The following is a 15,864-nucleotide window of genomic DNA, read 5'->3' as shown; positions in this document are numbered from 1 at the left end:
CTCAGGCGGCAGCCAACTGGGCGGCCTGGGTCGAGCACCGGGCTGCAAAGGCGGAGAAGATTGCGTCGGCCAGAGGTTGCATCTGCGGCATCCCTTTGATAAATTCGTCGCGCATTTTAGCGATTTTGGACTTCTTCATCGTGCCAACCATGCTGGGCACCTGCATCCACTCCTCGAAGATGGGCGCCGTCACCTCTAGGTGGAACTGCAGACCCAGGGCTGACCCAAGCCGAAAAGCCTGAACCTTGGTTGCCTGGGAGCGGGCCAGTAGCTTGGCCCCCGGCGGCAGGGTGACCTGGTCGGCATGCCAGTGCAGCACATCCGTGTTCTTGCTCCACATGGCCACGTCGTCGTCCTGCCCCACCCAGCGGATGGGCCCCATGCCGTATTCGGGATCCTGGTCCTTCATCAGGGTGCCTCCCAGGGCGTGCGCCAGAATCTGATGACCCAGGCAGATCCCCAGAATGGGCTTGTTGGCAGCCATCGCCGCCTTGGCCAGCTTGGTCTCCATCTTGAGTCCGGGGTGATGCTCATAATCGTCAGCCGACATGGGCCCGCCCATGATGACCAGCCCCGCCAATTCACGTGAGCGCGGCAACTCGGGCTTCTTCTCATCCACGATATTGGTGATCTCGGTGTCCAGCCCGCACTCCTGAAGATTGTCGAGAATGCGACCCGGCTTTTCCCAATCCACATGCTGAAGCACCAGCACCCTAGGTTTCGCCATGATTCCATTCTTGCACACATGCCGTCGGACCGGGTCTGCGGGCTCGGCATTTCCCCTTGGACGGTCAGTAAGCCTTGGTAGGCTCAAGGATATGGATACGAGTTCGCAACCGCATGATTCCAAGGCTTCAGTCAGCCTGGCCGCAGCTGGTCTACGTCTGTATGACACTGCTGATCACCAGGTGACCCCCTTCAGCCCCATTGAACCGGGCAAGGTCGGCATCTACGTGTGCGGAGCCACGGTACAAAGCTCGCCCCACATTGGCCATATCAGGACTACCTTGGCCTTCGACGTGATCCGACGCTGGCTGCTCAGGCTGGGATACCAGGTGACCCTGATCCGGAACGTGACCGACATCGACGACAAGATCCTGGCCAAGGCGGCGGCCAACGGCCAGCGCTGGTGGGAGCGGGCCTACATCTACGAGCGCGAATTCACCCATGCATACGAGACCATGGGAGTCCTGCCACCTACTTACGAGCCCAGGGCCACCGGGCACATCCCCGAGATGATCGACCTGATCCAGCGCATCATCGACCACGGCCACGCCTATGTGGTGCCCGACGAGCAGGGCCGACCATCAGGCAACGTCTACTTCGACGTGGCCTCCTGGCCTGAGTATGGTGCCCTGACCCACCAGCAGACCGGTACCCAGCCCGCCGACGAACAGGCCGCCGCCAACGACCGGCTGGGACCCAGCATCGACACCGATGGGCAGAATACCGATGCCGAGGAGGAGCCAGGCAAGCGTGACCCCCGTGACTTCGCACTTTGGAAGGCACCCAAGCCCACCGATCCGCCCACGGCCCGCTGGCAAACCCCCTTCGGCACAGGTCGGCCAGGCTGGCATCTGGAATGCTCGGCCATGAGCCACCGCTATCTGGGTGCGGATTTCGACATCCACGGAGGCGGCCTTGATCTCCGATTCCCCCATCACGAGAACGAGATGGCCCAGTCGCACGCGGCTGGCTGGGGATTCGCCCATCGATGGATGCACACGGCCTGGGTGACCCAGAAGGGCGAGAAGATGAGCAAGTCCCTGGGCAACGGGCTGTCCGTGGACCAGGTGCTGTCCCAGCACCCAGCCTGGGTGGTGCGCTACGCTCTGGTCTCGGTGCAGTACCGGTCCATGTTGGAATGGTCAGACCAATCCTTGCAGGAGGCCGAAGGCGCCTACGAGCGCATCAGCAACTTTGTGGACCGGGCCGGTCGGATCCTGGGAGCACAGCCCGAGCGTGACCGCGTGACTGGACTGGACGCGGACGATCTGCCGGAAGACTTTGTGCAGGCCATGAATGACGACATCAACGTCTCTGGCGGCCTGGCTGCCCTCTATGCGCTGATTCGTCAAGCCAACGCGACCATGGATTCGGACCCGGCTGCCCTGGATCGCAAGTGGCTGGCTAATGCCCTGCTCCAGGTCAGAGCCATGCTGGATGTCTTCGGACTTGATCCACTTGATCCCCACTGGCCAGGAGCCGCAGCCGTCAGTGACAATCGGGCCATGAACACCTTGGATGCCTTGGTAGGCCAGCAGTTGCGGGAACGCGATCAGGCGCGTAAAGATCATGACTTCGCCCGGGCCGATGCCATCCGGGACCAGCTGACGGCGGCCGGCGTGACCGTGGCTGACACACCCGCTGGCAGCACCTGGGACCTGAGCCGCTAACCCATGTCCGACATACGCGACGTTGCCAGGAAGGCCGGTGTTTCGGTCAGCACAGTCTCTTATGCCTTCTCCGGCAAGCGTCCCGTCTCTCCGGGAACCTACCAGCGGATCATGCAGGCCGCCGATGAACTGGACTACGCCCCGGATGCCGGCGCCCGGATGCTGCGGGCCAAGCGCAATCAGATCGTCGCTCTGAGCGCCCCGCTCCGACCCGGTCAGAACCGGGCCTCCTACGCGGACTACTTCATAGAGATGGCCAGCTGCGAGCATGCCCGTGGCTATGACTCCCTATTGCTGACTGCCGAGAATGGCGCTGAAGACATCCGGCGGGTCACCCGCAGCAATCTGGCCGACGGCGTGGTTCTGATGGATCTGGTGGACGATGACATCCGCGCCACCCAGGCCGCCTCGTATGGACGCCCCTGCGTGGCACTGGGGTTGCCTCGGCAGCACACAGCATGTGCCTGTGTGGATCTGGACTTCGACCTGATGGGTCGTATGGCGGTGGAAGCCATGGCCAGAGCGGGACGCAAACGCCTGCTCTTTCTGGAGGATCTGGAGGGCGAGTACCGGCGCGGTTCCGGCTTCCGCCTCATCCTGCTACGCAGTCTCAAGACCTGGGCCAGCCGTCTGGGCATAGATCTGCAACTTGAACCGGGACCTACCGGCAGCGATCTGGCATACACCCAGCAGGTGCTGAACATCATCCATCACGGCCGCATTGATGGCCTGATCGGCCAGATCCGCCCCTCCCTGCTGGACACCGTGGTGGTCCGCATGCGCTCAGACGGTATAAGCATTCCCGATGACGTGGCTGTTCTGTCCTGCGCCGCAGGCAAGACCAGCCCCACTCTTGAGCTTCAAGGCATCTCTGAGATGCCACTTACCCCCCGCTCGCTGTGTGCCAAGGCTGCGGATCTGCTGACCCAGGCTGTGGAGGAGGGGGCTTCCCTGGCTGGACGAGTCCTACTGGAGCGCCCCACGCTGATTGATCGAGCCTCCATCAGCCGACAGTAGCAGGATGCCGCCTGAGCCAATCACCGGGGCCGACGGTCCCGCTCCCCTGTCTCCAGCACGTTTCGCGGGAAGGGCTGATGGGGCTCCTGCTGGTACCAGTAAGCCACACTGGCCAAGTCATCCTGACGTTCGAAGTAGCCCTGTTCGTCAACGCCTATCTGCTGCAAGGTCACCTTGATATCGCTGTTGAAAATAATCGGGTCGGGGATGTGCCAACGGTAGAACCCCCTGGTCACCGGGGTGTCGGCATCCCAGTACTGGGATTCGCGGTTGTCCAACTGCCTGGAGTGGAAGGGAAATCCCATGTAGGCCCCGCTGTAGGTGACCTCGCGCATCCTGCCATCCGGGTCCTGCCCGGCAAAGCTCCAGGCACCGCCGAAGTAGTCCTCGCTTCCCGTGGAGCACCAGGTTGGATAGTCCTTGTCTCCGTCCAGGTAGACCTTGACCTCGCCTTCCCCCCACCAGCGGCTCTCCAGAGCGGTCAGAGCCAGATAGGTGCCCACGTATGAGCCCCGGCCATGCACCCCATCCAGGATCACATAGTCCTGGCCAAGTTCGGTGACCCGCTGACGGCGCCACTGGGCATGGAAGGTCATGACCTCCTCGGGCAGCTCGTCCTTCTCCACATAGTCGATCTGGTAGAAGAAGGCCTCAATGGGTTCGTTGTGCCGGTTGCGCAGGACAATCCGGGCCCCGTCATGGAAGGGCATGGGCCAATAGCAGTTGAAGCCCCGGCGCGGGTAGACGGCCACAGGCACGGACTCCACCCTGCAGGCCTGGGCGTGACCGCAGCAGAAGAAGTCGCCCAAGGGCACGCAAACCGAGGGTGTCTGCTCGCCATCCCAGTAGCATTCCAGGATCAGATTGCGCAGGACGTTGGGCCCGGTGGGCGAGGTGGCATCGGTCACGGTCATCCAGATATGACGGATCTCGCCCGCGCCGGACAGATCGGCCAGGACCATATCCTGCCCGGGAGGAATGTTCCTGAGGCAAGGGGTCCCCTTTCTGGATGGACCGAGATTGCTGGCCGTCATGGCTGCACTGCCCTTGCCTCCCCGAGGGTTCTCGGCGTTGATGCAGCGGGTGCGGTCTGCGGATGGGCGCGTCAGCGCCTCAAGACCGTTGGTGATGTTCGGCATGGTCATACCCATGGTTGTGATTGCCTTTCATATTCGGGCCGCCCGCTCCCCCTCCTCTGCCTTCTTGCAGCAGGCGGCCATGTTCAGTGTACTTGTGCAGCGGCGATTACTTGACAGCGCCCGCCACTATTCCCTGCGAGAGCTTCCTCTGGAAGAAGATGAAGAAGATGATGGTGGGAATGATGCTGAGCAGGGAGGCGGAGGCCAGGTCAGTGGCGGCCATGGTGTGCTGCCCCTGCATGGTTGCCAGGGCCAGCGGGATGGTCTGCGTCTTCTCGCTCATCAGGAAGGCCATGGGGATCATGTACTCGTTCCAGGTCCAGATGAAGAAGAAGACAAAGAGGACGCTGATGGTCGACCAGGACACCGGCAGTACAATCTTGCGAAGAATCTGCCAGCGCGAGGCCCCGTCGACGGTGGCCGCCTCCAGGATGGCCTGGGGGAAGGTCCCGTAGACCGAGGAGAGCAGGTAGGTGCCGTAGGCGCTCTGGATGATGGTGAAGATGATGATGATGGACCACTGGGAGTTATAGAAGCCCATCCACTTGAACATGACGTAGAGCGGGTAGAGCAAGGCCTCCTGGGGAACCATGTTGGCCAGCATGATGAACAGGAGGATGACCGTGTTGCCCTTGACCCTGCCGATGCCCAGGGCGAAGGAGTTGAGGACCGAAAGCAGGACCCCGACCACGGCCACCACCAGGGAGATCAGCAGGGAGTTGCCCAGTTTGAGCGGGAAATTGCTCTTGTTCCAGAAGGAGATGATGCCGTCCATGCTGAAGTGGGCGGGCACGGACAGGGGGCCCGTGGCGTTGTAGTCAGCCGTGGTCTTGAAGGCATTCAGGACCAGGATCAGCAGTGGGAAGAGCATGATCACAGCTCCCGCGATGAGCAGGATCAGACCGGCCCAGTTCCCCCAGGTGCGGATTCTACGGGCATGCCGGGAGGACACCCGGGCGTCGGCTTGCAGTGTAGCTTGATTATTCATGATGTGCTTCCTTGCCTTCCTCAGGCGATGCTCTTTTGCACGCGCTTCTGCACGATGGTGAAGACGATGGAGAAGATGACGATGACCACGGTCAGGGATGTCGAGATGGCGGCGCCGTAGCCCACCTGCTGCACCTGGAAGAACTGGTTGTAGGAGTAGTAGGAGGGGACCATGGTGGAGGTGCCGGGCCCGCCCTTGGTCAGCAGATAGACCGGAGCGAAGGTCTTCAGAGCGCCGATGGTGGAGGTGAGGATGACCACCAGCAGCTCGGGAATGATGGAGGGCAGGGTAATGACGCGGAACTTCTGCCACCAGTTGGCCCCGTCCAGGCTGGCCGCCTCGTAGAGCTCGGGATCCACCCGCTGCAGTCCGGACATGAAGATGACGATGGGATAGCCCAGCTGGATCCAGATCAGGATGACCATAAGGATGGGCAGGGCCGTGGTGGTCGAACCCAGCCAGTTATGGGCCAGGCCACCCAGGCCGATCTTGGTCAGCAGGTCGTTGACCGCTCCGTCTTCAGGCCGAAAGATCCAGCCCATAATGATGGTGGCCACGGCCACAGGCAGGACCTGGGGCAGGTAATAGAGGGCCCGCAGGGTCGAAGAGGTGTGGGGGCCGAACTTCTTCTGGATCACATCGGTCAGGGCCGAGGAGATCAGCAGACCCAGAACCGTGGGAATAATGACGATGGCCACGATGATCCAGAGGGTGTGCCCGAAGGAGACCCAGAAGGTCGAGTCGCCCATGAGTCGTCGCCAGTTGCGCAGACCCACCCATTTGGTCGGCCCCACCCCCCTCCAACGGGTGAAGCTCAAGTAGATGTTCCAGAAGATGGGCACGATGACGATGGCCACAATGCCTATCAGACCGGGAATCAGATAAGGGACGAAGCGCGAGGGCGCACTGCCCGGTATGCGGGACTGCGCCTTCTTCCTGCTATGTGTGTCAGACATGCTTGTACTCTCCTTGGCGGATTGACGCAACTCAGTCGTCATCCAGATCGAGCTGGGCGACGCCGTCGTCGTAGTTCTTATGCAGGGTGTCCAGAACCTGGTCGGGGGTCTTGGTGCCGTTGACCAGCTCTTGGAAGGCGGCCGGCATGGCGTCGGTCAGGTTGGGCGCAGGGTAGTCGGGGTAGTAGCTCATCCGGCTGGCGTCCGAGGCTTTGGTGTATTCGTTGACCAGGTCACGGCTCTTGGGGTTGGTGATGGCGTCCGTATCGGCCGCCACCGGCACGCCGCCCTTGTTGCCGATGTAGTTCTGAACCTCCTTGGACAGGACCACGTTGATATAACGGGCTGCGGCATCCTTGCGCCGGGACTTCTGCGGAATGACCAGCAGGTTGCCCGCACAACCCTCGACCATCCTGGCCCCTGGGAAGATGGATGCCGTCCAGTCGAAGGCCTTGACCTGCTCCATGAAGCGGGTCTGGTTCCAGGTACCGGTCTGGTAGATGGGATAGGTCCCCTTGATGAATGCCGTGGTCGTGTCTTCGGCCTTCATGCCGGTGGCGTTCTTGGAAATGTATCCCTTGTCGATCCAGTCGCGGATGGTGTTGGTGGCGAAGGTCAGCGGCTTGCTGCGCCAGTTGACTGGATGCTTGTAGAGCTGCCAGTCATCGACGAATCGGGCATCGGCCTTGGTCATGGCCAGCTGCCACCAGAGCCACAGCACCCCGTATTCCTGGGCATCGGCCGCTATGGGCGTGACCCCATGACTCTTGAAGGCCTTGAGGGCTGCCACGAACTGGTCAAAGGTTTGCGGGATGGGGATCTTGTACTTGGCGAAGAGGTCCTTGTTGTAGTAGACGCGCTGCATCTCCGCGTAGGAGGAAACCCCGTACCAGGTATCCCCGTCCATGACGCCGCGCTTGTCGTACTTGCCCACTGCTGCTGCCTGGCCGCGCACCTTCTTGTCCCAGCCGTACTTCTGCACATAGGGCTTCAGGTCGGTCAGCAGCTGCAGGGTGGACAGGACCCCGGCCGAGCCGTTGCCGCGATTGGACTCCATGACGTCCGGAGCGTCGTCCGAGTTGAGGAACTGGCTGCCATTCTGGGCGATCTGCGTGAAAGACTTGACCTCGAAGTCCACCTTGATGCCCGTCTGCCGGGTAAAGATATCGGCAGCCTTCAGCCAGCCCCGGGCCTGTCCGCTGCTGGGCTCTTCGTAGTACCAGATCTTGATGCTGGACGGATGGGCTTCCTGGGGAGCGTCGCCCCCCGATCCGCAGGCCGCCAGTGGCAGGATCGACAGGGTCAAGGCCAAGGCCGCTCCGATCCCTCTTCTGATCTTCATGATGGCTCCTAACTTCCTTGCATCCTTGCATCCATCTACTGCGATTCAACATGTCGAAAGGTTTCGACTTCGGGTGCATTGCTGAGCGTTGACCATCTCCGTCGATGCACTCGAGATATCGAATCGTTTCGATTTAGTATAGAAGCTTGTCACGGGTCATGTCAAGAGAACACAATATAAGGCTCAGGTCTTCTCTTATCAAGCCTCACAAACTCTCTCACTCCCCGAGCAATAATCCCCACGCCCATGTTCAGTCATTATTGCCGAACTACTCACACCAAAAGCAGTACAGCCGTTTGCCCAGCAGTATCGAATTTTCCGCAACTGCCTACGGTTGGTCGGCTCAGGGCACAGGCCTTGCTGAAACCAGAGCCAATCTCCCGGCTGACAGGTAGACTTGGGACATTATGGCAGCATTTTCATCTTTGACCGATCGGCTCTCCCAGGCCTTCACCCATCTGCGTTCCAAGGGGAAACTGACCGAGGCCGACATCGACGGCACAATCCGTGAGATCCGGCGCGCCCTTCTGGATGCTGATGTCTCCCTGGACGTGGTGCGCTCCTTTACCGGACGCATCCGGGAACGCGCCCTGGGCGAGGAGGTCTCCAAGGCTCTGAACCCGGCCCAGCAGGTGGTCTCCATCGTCTACGACGAACTGACCAGCATCCTGGGCGCAGGAGTGGATCGACCACTCAATTTCGCCAAGAACCCGCCCACAGTCATCATGCTGGCCGGGCTGCAGGGTGCAGGCAAGACCACGCTGGCCGGCAAGCTGGGCTACTGGCTCAAGGATGCCGGCCATACCCCCCTGCTTGTGGCTGCCGACCTCCAGCGGCCCAACGCGGTCACCCAGCTCCAGGTAGTCGGTGAACGCGCCGAAGTGCCGGTATACGCACCCGAGCCAGGCGTGCAGACCAGCGGATCCGAGCTGGCGGCCCCAGGACAGGTCACGGGCGATCCGGTCAAGGTGGCAGCCGATTCGATCAAGGTGGCCAAGGACAAGCTCTACGACGTGGTCATCATTGATACGGCCGGACGGCTGGGTGTGGATCAGGAGCTGATGGAACAGGCCCGCAATATCCGCGACGCCGTCCATCCGGACGAGATCCTCTTCGTCATCGATGCCATGATCGGTCAGGACGCGGTCGCCACAGCCAAGGCCTTCGACCAGGGCGTGGACTTCACCGGCGTGGTCCTGTCCAAGCTAGACGGCGACGCCCGCGGCGGCGCGGCTCTGTCGGTGGCTTCAGTGACAGGCAAGCCCATTCTCTTCGACTCCAACGGCGAGGGCCTCAAGGACTTCGAGGTCTTCCACCCTGACCGGATGGCCTCCAGGATTCTCGACATGGGTGACATCCTTACTCTGATCGAGCAGGCCCAGCGCCAGTTCGATGAGGAGGAGGCCCGCAAGGCCGCCGGTAAGATGTCCGAGGGCAGCTTCGGCCTGGACGACTTTCTGGAGCAGCTTCAGCAGGTTCGCAAGCTGGGCTCCTTCAAGAGCATCCTGGGCATGATCCCGGGCATGGCCCAGCACCGCAAAGAACTTGAGCAGTTCGATGAAAAAGAGGTGGACCGGACCCAGGCCATCATCCAGTCGATGACTCCCCAGGAACGGCGCGACCCCAGCATAATCGACGGATCACGACGGGCACGGATCGCCTATGGCGCCGGCACGACGGTATCGGCTGTCAACGGCCTGCTGCAGCGGTTCGAGCAGGCGGCCAAGATGATGAAGCGGATGACCAATGGTAGCCGCTCGATCCCCGGCATGGGCGGCACGGGCGCTGGCGGCGGCAGGAAGGGCAAAAAGGGCAAGAAAGGCCGCAAGGGTTCCCGCTCAGGCAATCCCATGAAGCGGGAGGCCGAAGAGAAGGCTCTGCGCGAACGCCTGTCCGGTAAGGGTAAATCCTCCGGCGGTTCGGCCTTCGCCAAGCGCCCCGAGACTCCGCAGATGCCTGAAGGCCTGCCGGACCTGCCCCCCAACCTCGGCGGCGGACTGGGCGGTCTCTTCGGCGGCCGCTAACCGCCTCCCTCCTACAGAAGACAACGGCACGTGAACACCCTTCTCTGGATTCCCCTGGGGCTCATCGCCTTGTGGATGGCCCTGCGCTTCCTGCCTGCCGGAGCTGACCGGCACCGCCCCCTGATAGAGCTGATCGCCCTGATTGACCTGCTGACCGCTCCCCTGTTGGTCATACTGGCCTGCGCCATTGTGATTCAAGCCTGGCCACAGTCCGCCCTGGCCCTAATCGAGTTGACTCTGGTCACCTTGTGGAGACTTCAATACAGGTTTCACCTGCCCTCTCCCATGGGCTCTAGGCACAGAGATGGGCTACAGTCAGACAACAGACACCGCACCGATACTAGTAACCAATCAGATACCGGTGCAGACCGTCCCGAATCACAGCAGTGCAATCAGGACATGCCTGATTCAGCGCGAATCCACACAGATCCTCACGACCTGGCTTCAGCCACTAGCCACCCGGCTCTTTCTTTGAGAGTCATGACGCTGAACTGCCGATATGGCAAAGCGGATACGCAGTCCATCCTGGAGCAGGTTCAAAGCCAGAATGTCGACGTTTTAGCCCTGCAGGAGGTGAACTCAACTCTGCTGACTCATCTTCAGAAAGCAGGGATAAGGCAGACCTTGCCATACCTCGTGGAGGGTCCTCAGACCAAGAATGACAATGGCGGCAGGAACGCGCTGTTCTCTAGGCAGGAGCCCATTTGGTCTCAACCGGCAGCCCTTGATTTGGAAGCATCAGCTGTCCCTCTGATGCTTTTGCATACCCAGGCTGGAACAATCCGAGTGGCTTCGGTCCATCCCAGGTCGCCCCAGCGCGGTGCCAAACAATGGGGCCTGGGCATTGAGCGCTTGGCTCAACTAAGCAGCGAAAATATGGAGACCGGCCCAGGCATTGAACCCCCCGCATTCACCATCATCATGGGCGACTGCAACGCCAACCTGCACCATCCAACCTTTCGTGCCATGCTGAAGTCTGGCAGATTACGGGACACCTCGCTGTCTTTGAGCCGCGGCCCGCATCCAACCTTTCCGCATTGCCGAGCACTTCTACCGCCACTAATTGAAATCGACCATGTCCTGGTCAGCCAGGGCATCAGAGTCAAATCAATGAAGACAATCAGAGTTCCAGACTCCGATCACTATGGCTTACTGACCGAGCTATGTATATGAACCGATGCTGATGCTCTTTTTACTGAGTATGCTTGGGCGCATCAAGCATACTCAGTTGAAGCAAAGGCCATCTGTAGCTTAACCACTGTAAGAAAGCATGCCAGCTATACGGTATCAACAATCATGACTCAGACTCTTACAGGACTACCGAAGATTCCACGGACTGTGCTGAACGGTGGAGACCTGCGACAAACCAAGAAGTTATCGTAGTCGGATGCGTAATGGCCGTACCTACACAAACGGCAAAGGCTCCGTGCTTTAATGCTTCATAAGCCTGGTCAGGTGTATGAATACGCCCCTCCGCCACAACAGGTAGGGAAACAGTCTCCACCAGCTCATCGATAAGCGCATAATCCGGCCCGTGGCCCATGGCTCTGGCAGACGTATACCCACTTAAGGTGGTTCCAACCAAATCGACGCCGGCTTCTTGGGACCAGACAGCATCAGCCAAACTACCACAATCAGCCATAATCAAAGCCGATGAATGATCTCGTATTCCTTTCACTGTCTCTTTAAGTGTCAAGCCATCAGGCCGTGGCCTGGCAGTTCCATCCAGGGCTACTATGTCTGCACCGGCTTCGACTACACGTAGAGCATCGGCCAGCGTCGGCGTTATATATACACCTTCATCGCCAACTTTGACTAAACCTATGATTGGTACGTCAATCAAGGACCGGCCAAGTTGAATATCTTTGATGCCTTGTAAACGTACTGCTGATGCCCCACCTTTGACAACAGCTGCAGCTATTTGCGCCATGGTTCGTGAATCCCTCATAGGCTCACCCGGATAGGACTGACACGAAACTATCAAATTTGACTGCAAAGAACTGATAACGGAACAATCCATGACGATTCACCTTCCTTCCATAACCCCGCCGAACCATTCATTTATCCATAAAAAATCAGCTTCAGATATTGATATCCCTGCTGCCTGAAATCCTGTAGAACAGGAAAAGCAGGAAGACTGTCAAAACCGTCAGCATGGTTGAAAGCGCGGCAGCGACACCATAGTTTCCACTCAGCACTTCCGAATAAATCGCAATGGACATCGTGCGTGTTTTAGTGGTATACAAAAGCACAGTGGCGCTGAGTTCAGTGATAATACTGATCCAGCTGAGTATGGCACCCGAAATGATTCCCGATAGAATCATGGGTACGGTTATTCGTACAAATGTACGAGCTGGCGACGCTCCTAAACTAATAGCCGCTTCCTCCACGCTCACGCTGGTATTGCGCAAGGTGGCTTCAGCAGAACGTACAGTGTATGGCAATCGTCTGATGACAAAGGCCAGCACGATAATAATAGAAGTACCGGCAATCACGATGGGACCATGATTGAAAAACGTCAAGAGTGCGATACCCATGACAGAACCCGGCACGATGAATGGCAACATCAAGATCACGTCTAGCCAACCAGTCAAACCACTTCTGCGACGTACCATCACATAAGCCGAAAGAACCGCAATGACGACGATGATGCCTACTGCGATCAGTGAAAACACCATAGTATTTTTGATTGCACTTCCGGCTTCATCCAATGTCTGTCGATAACTATTGAGAGAAAAGCCTCGAGTAAATACTCGACCACTGGTGTTTTTAAATGATGTGTATGCCACATAGAGCTGTGGAATCATTGTAAAAGCTGTAAACAGATAAACCACGACATGAGCCATCACTCGTCCAAATGCCGTTCTGGCTTTTGTAGGAACGATTGGATGCAAGGCATTCATTTCATAAGACATGCGGTTAGAAACATATCGCTGCGCGAAGAAGACAATGACTGCCAGCGCAACGATGATGATGCTCACTGCGGCAGCAAACCCGGTATCGCCGCCCATTTCACTGATGAACTCGGTATATATCAGGACTGGTACAGTACGATACCCCTGGCCAATCAGCATTGGCGTGCCGAAATCCGCGAGCGCACGCATAAAAGCCATCAGACCGCCAGCGAGTACCGTGGGCATAATCAGTGGAGCGACCACCTTCAGCACCTTCTGAATGCCCTGATACCCTAGGCTCTCTGCCGCATCGAGCAAGGAGGAATCGACGTTTTTCATGGCACCCAAAACGTACATGAATACCATGGGAGACAACTGTAAGGTAAGCACCAATACAATGCCCGGGAACCCATATATGCTGGGAACCCTGATACCCATTCTTCGAAGAAAACCTGTTACTGTACCGTTGTTGCCTAGAAGAAGGATCCAAGAGTACGCGCCGATGAACGGGGCCGACATGGATGATACCAACATCAATGAACGCACGACACTGGTTCCTTTGATGCTGATGGTAGCCACAATATAGGCCAGAGGGGTGGCAATAAGCACCGAAAGCAAAGTCACCGATATGCTTACCGCCAGACTGTTCCAAATAGTTTCCAGATAGAAGCTTTTACCGAAGAAACGCCCAAAATACTTGGTAGTGAAAGAGCCGCCATTCGAATCTCTAAAAGCGCTCATTAGCAAACCCCCGAGGGGAATAAGCAGTGCGACAGTATAGAAAACGAATACAGCCAAGGCTACAGTGGTCCAGCCGTCAAGACGAATTCGACGCTTCATACCTGACTCGCCTCCATCTCCTGCCTGGCTGAATCATTTACCAACACGTTCCGCCCGTTTTCCGCATCGAATATATTGATGTCATCCATATTGAATGACAGACCAACATGCTCTCCTGGGACGAGCTGAGGCGCATTTACCGAATTCTTAGATACTTCAATGTGTTCACCGGAAGTTAGCACCAGTTGATAATGCACGCTTTCACCTAGAAAAGTGCTGCCCACCACTTCGGCGGCAGTTCCTTGGTCAGACTTCACGAACGATATTTCATTCGGACGAGCAGCCATAATGACGTGCTGAACATTTTGGTGCAGTAACGCTTGCGATAATTCCGGGCGCAACTCTAAGCGGCTCAGGTCGTGGTCGAAGGCCAGGGAAACCGCTCCGGATTCTTTGGTCACGGTAGCTTGGAAAAAGTTGGTTCTACCAATGAATCCTGCAACAAACTTGGTTGCCGGATGCAGATATACCTGGCGTGGAGTATCCACCTGTTCAATCGCACCCGCGTGCATAATGGCCAAACGATCGGAGACAGCCATGGCCTCCTCTTGGTCATGGGTAACGTAAACCGTTGTAATACCAACAGCTTGTTGTACATGCCTGACGACATTGCGCATCTCGACCCGCAGTTTTGCATCCAAATTCGACAAGGGCTCGTCCATGAGCAAGAGTCGCGGTTGAATAACAATGGCACGTGCCAACGCGACCCGCTGTTGCTGTCCTCCACTGAGGTCCTTTGGATATCGATTTTCCCACTGCCGAATCTGAACGACATCCATGACCCGGTCAGCTTTCTGGCGCATTTCCTCCTTGCGAAGTCCACGATTCTTCAATCCAAAAAGAATATTGCCTCTGACGGTCATATTGGGAAAAACGGCATAATTCTGAAAAACCATACCGATATTGCGTTTTGCCGGCACGAGATCATTAATGACAGTTCCGTCGAAAGCAATTGTTCCTGATGTGATCTGGTTGAAACCCGCAATCATGCGAAGCAGTGTCGTCTTGCCGCATCCTGATGGACCGAGAAGAGTGAAGAACTCGCCCTCTTTAACTTGCAGATCCAAGTCAGGAATCACAAGGGTATCACTATAGGCCTTGCGAATGTGAGAAAGTTCAATTGATGTTGCCATAATAGTGCTCCATCCCCTACTGCAGGCTGGCGAACAGATCGGTATACTGCCTCACGATGTCATCACGGTGTGCCTCAACATATGCGCCATCCTCCTTGATGGATTTGATACTGCTCATAGGAGCAAGGGCCTTGCCCAACGAAGCATCACTCCGCAAGGGCCGGTTGGTTAACTTGGTGCCAAAACGATCCTGCACATCCTTGCTGATGACAAAATCCACGAATTCCTCTGCCAGTTTACGATGGGGCGCCTTCTTGACAATGCCGACATAAGAATCCAGGAACACCGCCCCTTCTCGCGGGTAGACAATATGAACAGGAGCACCATCTTTCACGTAATTGGCTGCAGGCTCCTCATAGGTGACTCCAACTGTATACTCACCATCTGCTACACCACGCGCCACAGCAGACGAACTGGATGCAACCTTTCCACCAAGGTTTTTAATCAAGCTACCTACATAATTCCATCCCTTGCGGGATGTATAGTCACCGCCCATGGCCTTTAATTGATTAGTCAATTGGGCGAATGCAGAACTTGACGTGGCCGGATCACCTGCAGCGATCTTTCCTTTCAACTCAGGTCGAAGCAGGTCTTCATAAGACTGTATCTTGTGTGACCCTTCCAACTTGTCGTTGACAAGGAGCACACTTCCATTAGATATGTATGCGGTTGCCAAACCAGTGACGTTCCTGGAGGCCTTCTGCAAATACTTGTCGTTGGGAGAAACATATTTTTCGAAATACTTATCGAATTGATCGCGTACCGCACCAAGCAGCACGTCCGCGGATGGACTGTTGGCCTCAGCCTTGACTCTTGTCAGAATCTCGCCTGCTCCAGCCTCCAGTACTTCCACCTTGACGCCGGTCTTCTTTTCAAAAGCAGGGACAATCTCTGCGACAATTTCCTTGCTGTTTGGAGTATAGACCACCAGCTTTCCACCAGTTGATTCGGAATCTGACTTCTTACTGTTCGACGATCCGCATCCACCTGCCAGCATCAGGGCGAATACAGTCATTGCCGTGAGCAACTTCCTTGTTCTCATGACGTTCTCCTTTTTAACATTCCCCCCGTTGGGACATACCCAATATTGGTGTAATCCAATATTGTTATTATTGGTATATACCAATAAAGTGAT

13 protein-coding genes are annotated in these 15,864 nt (G+C 57.4%); 4 read left to right on the top strand and 9 right to left on the bottom strand.

Going from position 1 to position 15,864, the window contains the following annotated elements:
* Nucleotide 1: 1 nt before the first annotated feature.
* A complete protein-coding gene (locus H3T89_RS05640; protein ID WP_198216471.1) occupies nt 2-727 on the bottom strand; it encodes a type 1 glutamine amidotransferase in 726 nt (241 codons plus the stop codon).
* Between the two features lie 91 nt (nt 728-818).
* Between H3T89_RS05640 and cysS the strand changes: the two genes are divergently transcribed.
* Both cysS and H3T89_RS05630 read left to right on the top strand, forming a co-directional pair.
* Nucleotides 819-2,396, top strand: coding sequence for a cysteine--tRNA ligase (cysS, locus tag H3T89_RS05635; protein ID WP_198203659.1), 1,578 nt, complete (start codon nt 819-821; stop codon nt 2,394-2,396).
* Nucleotides 2,397-2,399: 3 nt separating this feature from the next.
* The gene (locus tag H3T89_RS05630; RefSeq protein ID WP_198216470.1) at nt 2,400-3,413 is read left to right on the top strand and encodes a LacI family DNA-binding transcriptional regulator; all 1,014 of its coding nucleotides are present in this window, start codon (nt 2,400-2,402) and stop codon (nt 3,411-3,413) included.
* A gap of 20 nt (nt 3,414-3,433) precedes the next feature.
* Here the strand turns inward: H3T89_RS05630 and H3T89_RS05625 are convergent, their stop codons facing one another.
* The 4 genes from H3T89_RS05625 to H3T89_RS05610 all read right to left on the bottom strand — a co-directional run bounded on the left by H3T89_RS05625 (nt 3,434) and on the right by H3T89_RS05610 (nt 7,838).
* On the bottom strand, nt 3,434-4,558 hold the full coding sequence (locus H3T89_RS05625; protein WP_232348500.1) for a glycoside hydrolase family 172 protein: 1,125 nt from the start codon (nt 4,556-4,558) through the stop codon (nt 3,434-3,436).
* 100 nt (nt 4,559-4,658) lie between these two features.
* On the bottom strand, nt 4,659-5,540 hold the full coding sequence (locus H3T89_RS05620) for a carbohydrate ABC transporter permease (RefSeq protein WP_046322455.1): 882 nt from the start codon (nt 5,538-5,540) through the stop codon (nt 4,659-4,661).
* A 20-nt stretch (nt 5,541-5,560) separates the two neighbouring features.
* Nucleotides 5,561-6,496, bottom strand: a complete 936-nt coding sequence (locus H3T89_RS05615) for a carbohydrate ABC transporter permease (protein ID WP_024627639.1) — start codon at nt 6,494-6,496, stop codon at nt 5,561-5,563.
* Between the two features lie 31 nt (nt 6,497-6,527).
* The gene (locus H3T89_RS05610; protein ID WP_198216468.1) at nt 6,528-7,838 is read right to left on the bottom strand and encodes an ABC transporter substrate-binding protein; all 1,311 of its coding nucleotides are present in this window, start codon (nt 7,836-7,838) and stop codon (nt 6,528-6,530) included.
* Between the two features lie 407 nt (nt 7,839-8,245).
* On the opposite strand from H3T89_RS05610, the gene ffh reads away from it, so the two are divergent.
* Both ffh and H3T89_RS09110 read left to right on the top strand, forming a co-directional pair.
* Nucleotides 8,246-9,862, top strand: coding sequence for a signal recognition particle protein (gene ffh / locus H3T89_RS05605; RefSeq protein WP_198216467.1), 1,617 nt, complete (start codon nt 8,246-8,248; stop codon nt 9,860-9,862).
* A 30-nt stretch (nt 9,863-9,892) separates the two neighbouring features.
* Nucleotides 9,893-11,035 carry an endonuclease/exonuclease/phosphatase family protein gene (locus H3T89_RS09110; protein WP_198216466.1) on the top strand — a complete coding sequence of 381 codons (1,143 nt, stop codon included), beginning with the start codon at nt 9,893-9,895 and terminating at the stop codon, nt 11,033-11,035.
* 136 nt (nt 11,036-11,171) lie between these two features.
* On the opposite strand, the gene H3T89_RS05595 is transcribed toward H3T89_RS09110, so the two are convergent.
* From H3T89_RS05595 to H3T89_RS05580, 4 genes are all read right to left on the bottom strand, one after another.
* The gene (locus tag H3T89_RS05595) at nt 11,172-11,882 is read right to left on the bottom strand and encodes an N-acetylmannosamine-6-phosphate 2-epimerase (protein WP_198216465.1); all 711 of its coding nucleotides are present in this window, start codon (nt 11,880-11,882) and stop codon (nt 11,172-11,174) included.
* Nucleotides 11,883-11,943: 61 nt separating this feature from the next.
* Nucleotides 11,944-13,596: an ABC transporter permease gene (locus tag H3T89_RS05590; RefSeq protein WP_198216464.1), complete on the bottom strand. Its 1,653-nt coding sequence runs from the start codon at nt 13,594-13,596 to the stop codon at nt 11,944-11,946.
* On the bottom strand, nt 13,593-14,729 hold the full coding sequence (locus H3T89_RS05585) for an ABC transporter ATP-binding protein (RefSeq protein WP_198216463.1): 1,137 nt from the start codon (nt 14,727-14,729) through the stop codon (nt 13,593-13,595). The genes H3T89_RS05590 and H3T89_RS05585 overlap by 4 nt, the downstream gene beginning before the upstream one ends.
* A 16-nt stretch (nt 14,730-14,745) precedes the next feature.
* Entirely contained in the window at nt 14,746-15,771 is a 1,026-nt protein-coding gene (locus H3T89_RS05580; RefSeq protein ID WP_198216462.1) for an extracellular solute-binding protein, read from the bottom strand.
* Nucleotides 15,772-15,864 lie beyond the last annotated feature (93 nt).

The organism is Bifidobacterium sp. W8114 (genome assembly GCF_016101165.1).
Lineage (GTDB): Bacteria > Actinomycetota > Actinomycetes > Actinomycetales > Bifidobacteriaceae > Bombiscardovia > Bombiscardovia asteroides.
This window is presented reverse-complemented; position numbering and strand designations above follow the sequence as displayed.

Bases quoted from the DNA above. Each gene is read 5' to 3' on its own strand.
- H3T89_RS05595 (WP_198216465.1), bottom strand. From the start codon at position 11,882: ATGGATTGTTCCGTTATCAGTTCTTTGCAGTCAAATTTGATAGTTTCG.
- H3T89_RS05615 (WP_024627639.1), bottom strand. From the start codon at position 6,496: ATGTCTGACACACATAGCAGGAAGAAGGCGCAGTCCCGCATACCGGGC.
- H3T89_RS05585 (WP_198216463.1), bottom strand. From the start codon at position 14,729: ATGGCAACATCAATTGAACTTTCTCACATTCGCAAGGCCTATAGTGAT.
- ffh (WP_198216467.1), top strand. From the start codon at position 8,246: ATGGCAGCATTTTCATCTTTGACCGATCGGCTCTCCCAGGCCTTCACC.
- H3T89_RS05640 (WP_198216471.1), bottom strand. From the start codon at position 727: ATGGCGAAACCTAGGGTGCTGGTGCTTCAGCATGTGGATTGGGAAAAG.
- H3T89_RS05610 (WP_198216468.1), bottom strand. From the start codon at position 7,838: ATGAAGATCAGAAGAGGGATCGGAGCGGCCTTGGCCTTGACCCTGTCG.
- H3T89_RS05620 (WP_046322455.1), bottom strand. From the start codon at position 5,540: ATGAATAATCAAGCTACACTGCAAGCCGACGCCCGGGTGTCCTCCCGG.
- cysS (WP_198203659.1), top strand. From the start codon at position 819: ATGGATACGAGTTCGCAACCGCATGATTCCAAGGCTTCAGTCAGCCTG.
- H3T89_RS05590 (WP_198216464.1), bottom strand. From the start codon at position 13,596: ATGAAGCGTCGAATTCGTCTTGACGGCTGGACCACTGTAGCCTTGGCT.
- H3T89_RS05580 (WP_198216462.1), bottom strand. From the start codon at position 15,771: ATGAGAACAAGGAAGTTGCTCACGGCAATGACTGTATTCGCCCTGATG.
- H3T89_RS05625 (WP_232348500.1), bottom strand. From the start codon at position 4,558: ATGACCATGCCGAACATCACCAACGGTCTTGAGGCGCTGACGCGCCCA.
- H3T89_RS05630 (WP_198216470.1), top strand. From the start codon at position 2,400: ATGTCCGACATACGCGACGTTGCCAGGAAGGCCGGTGTTTCGGTCAGC.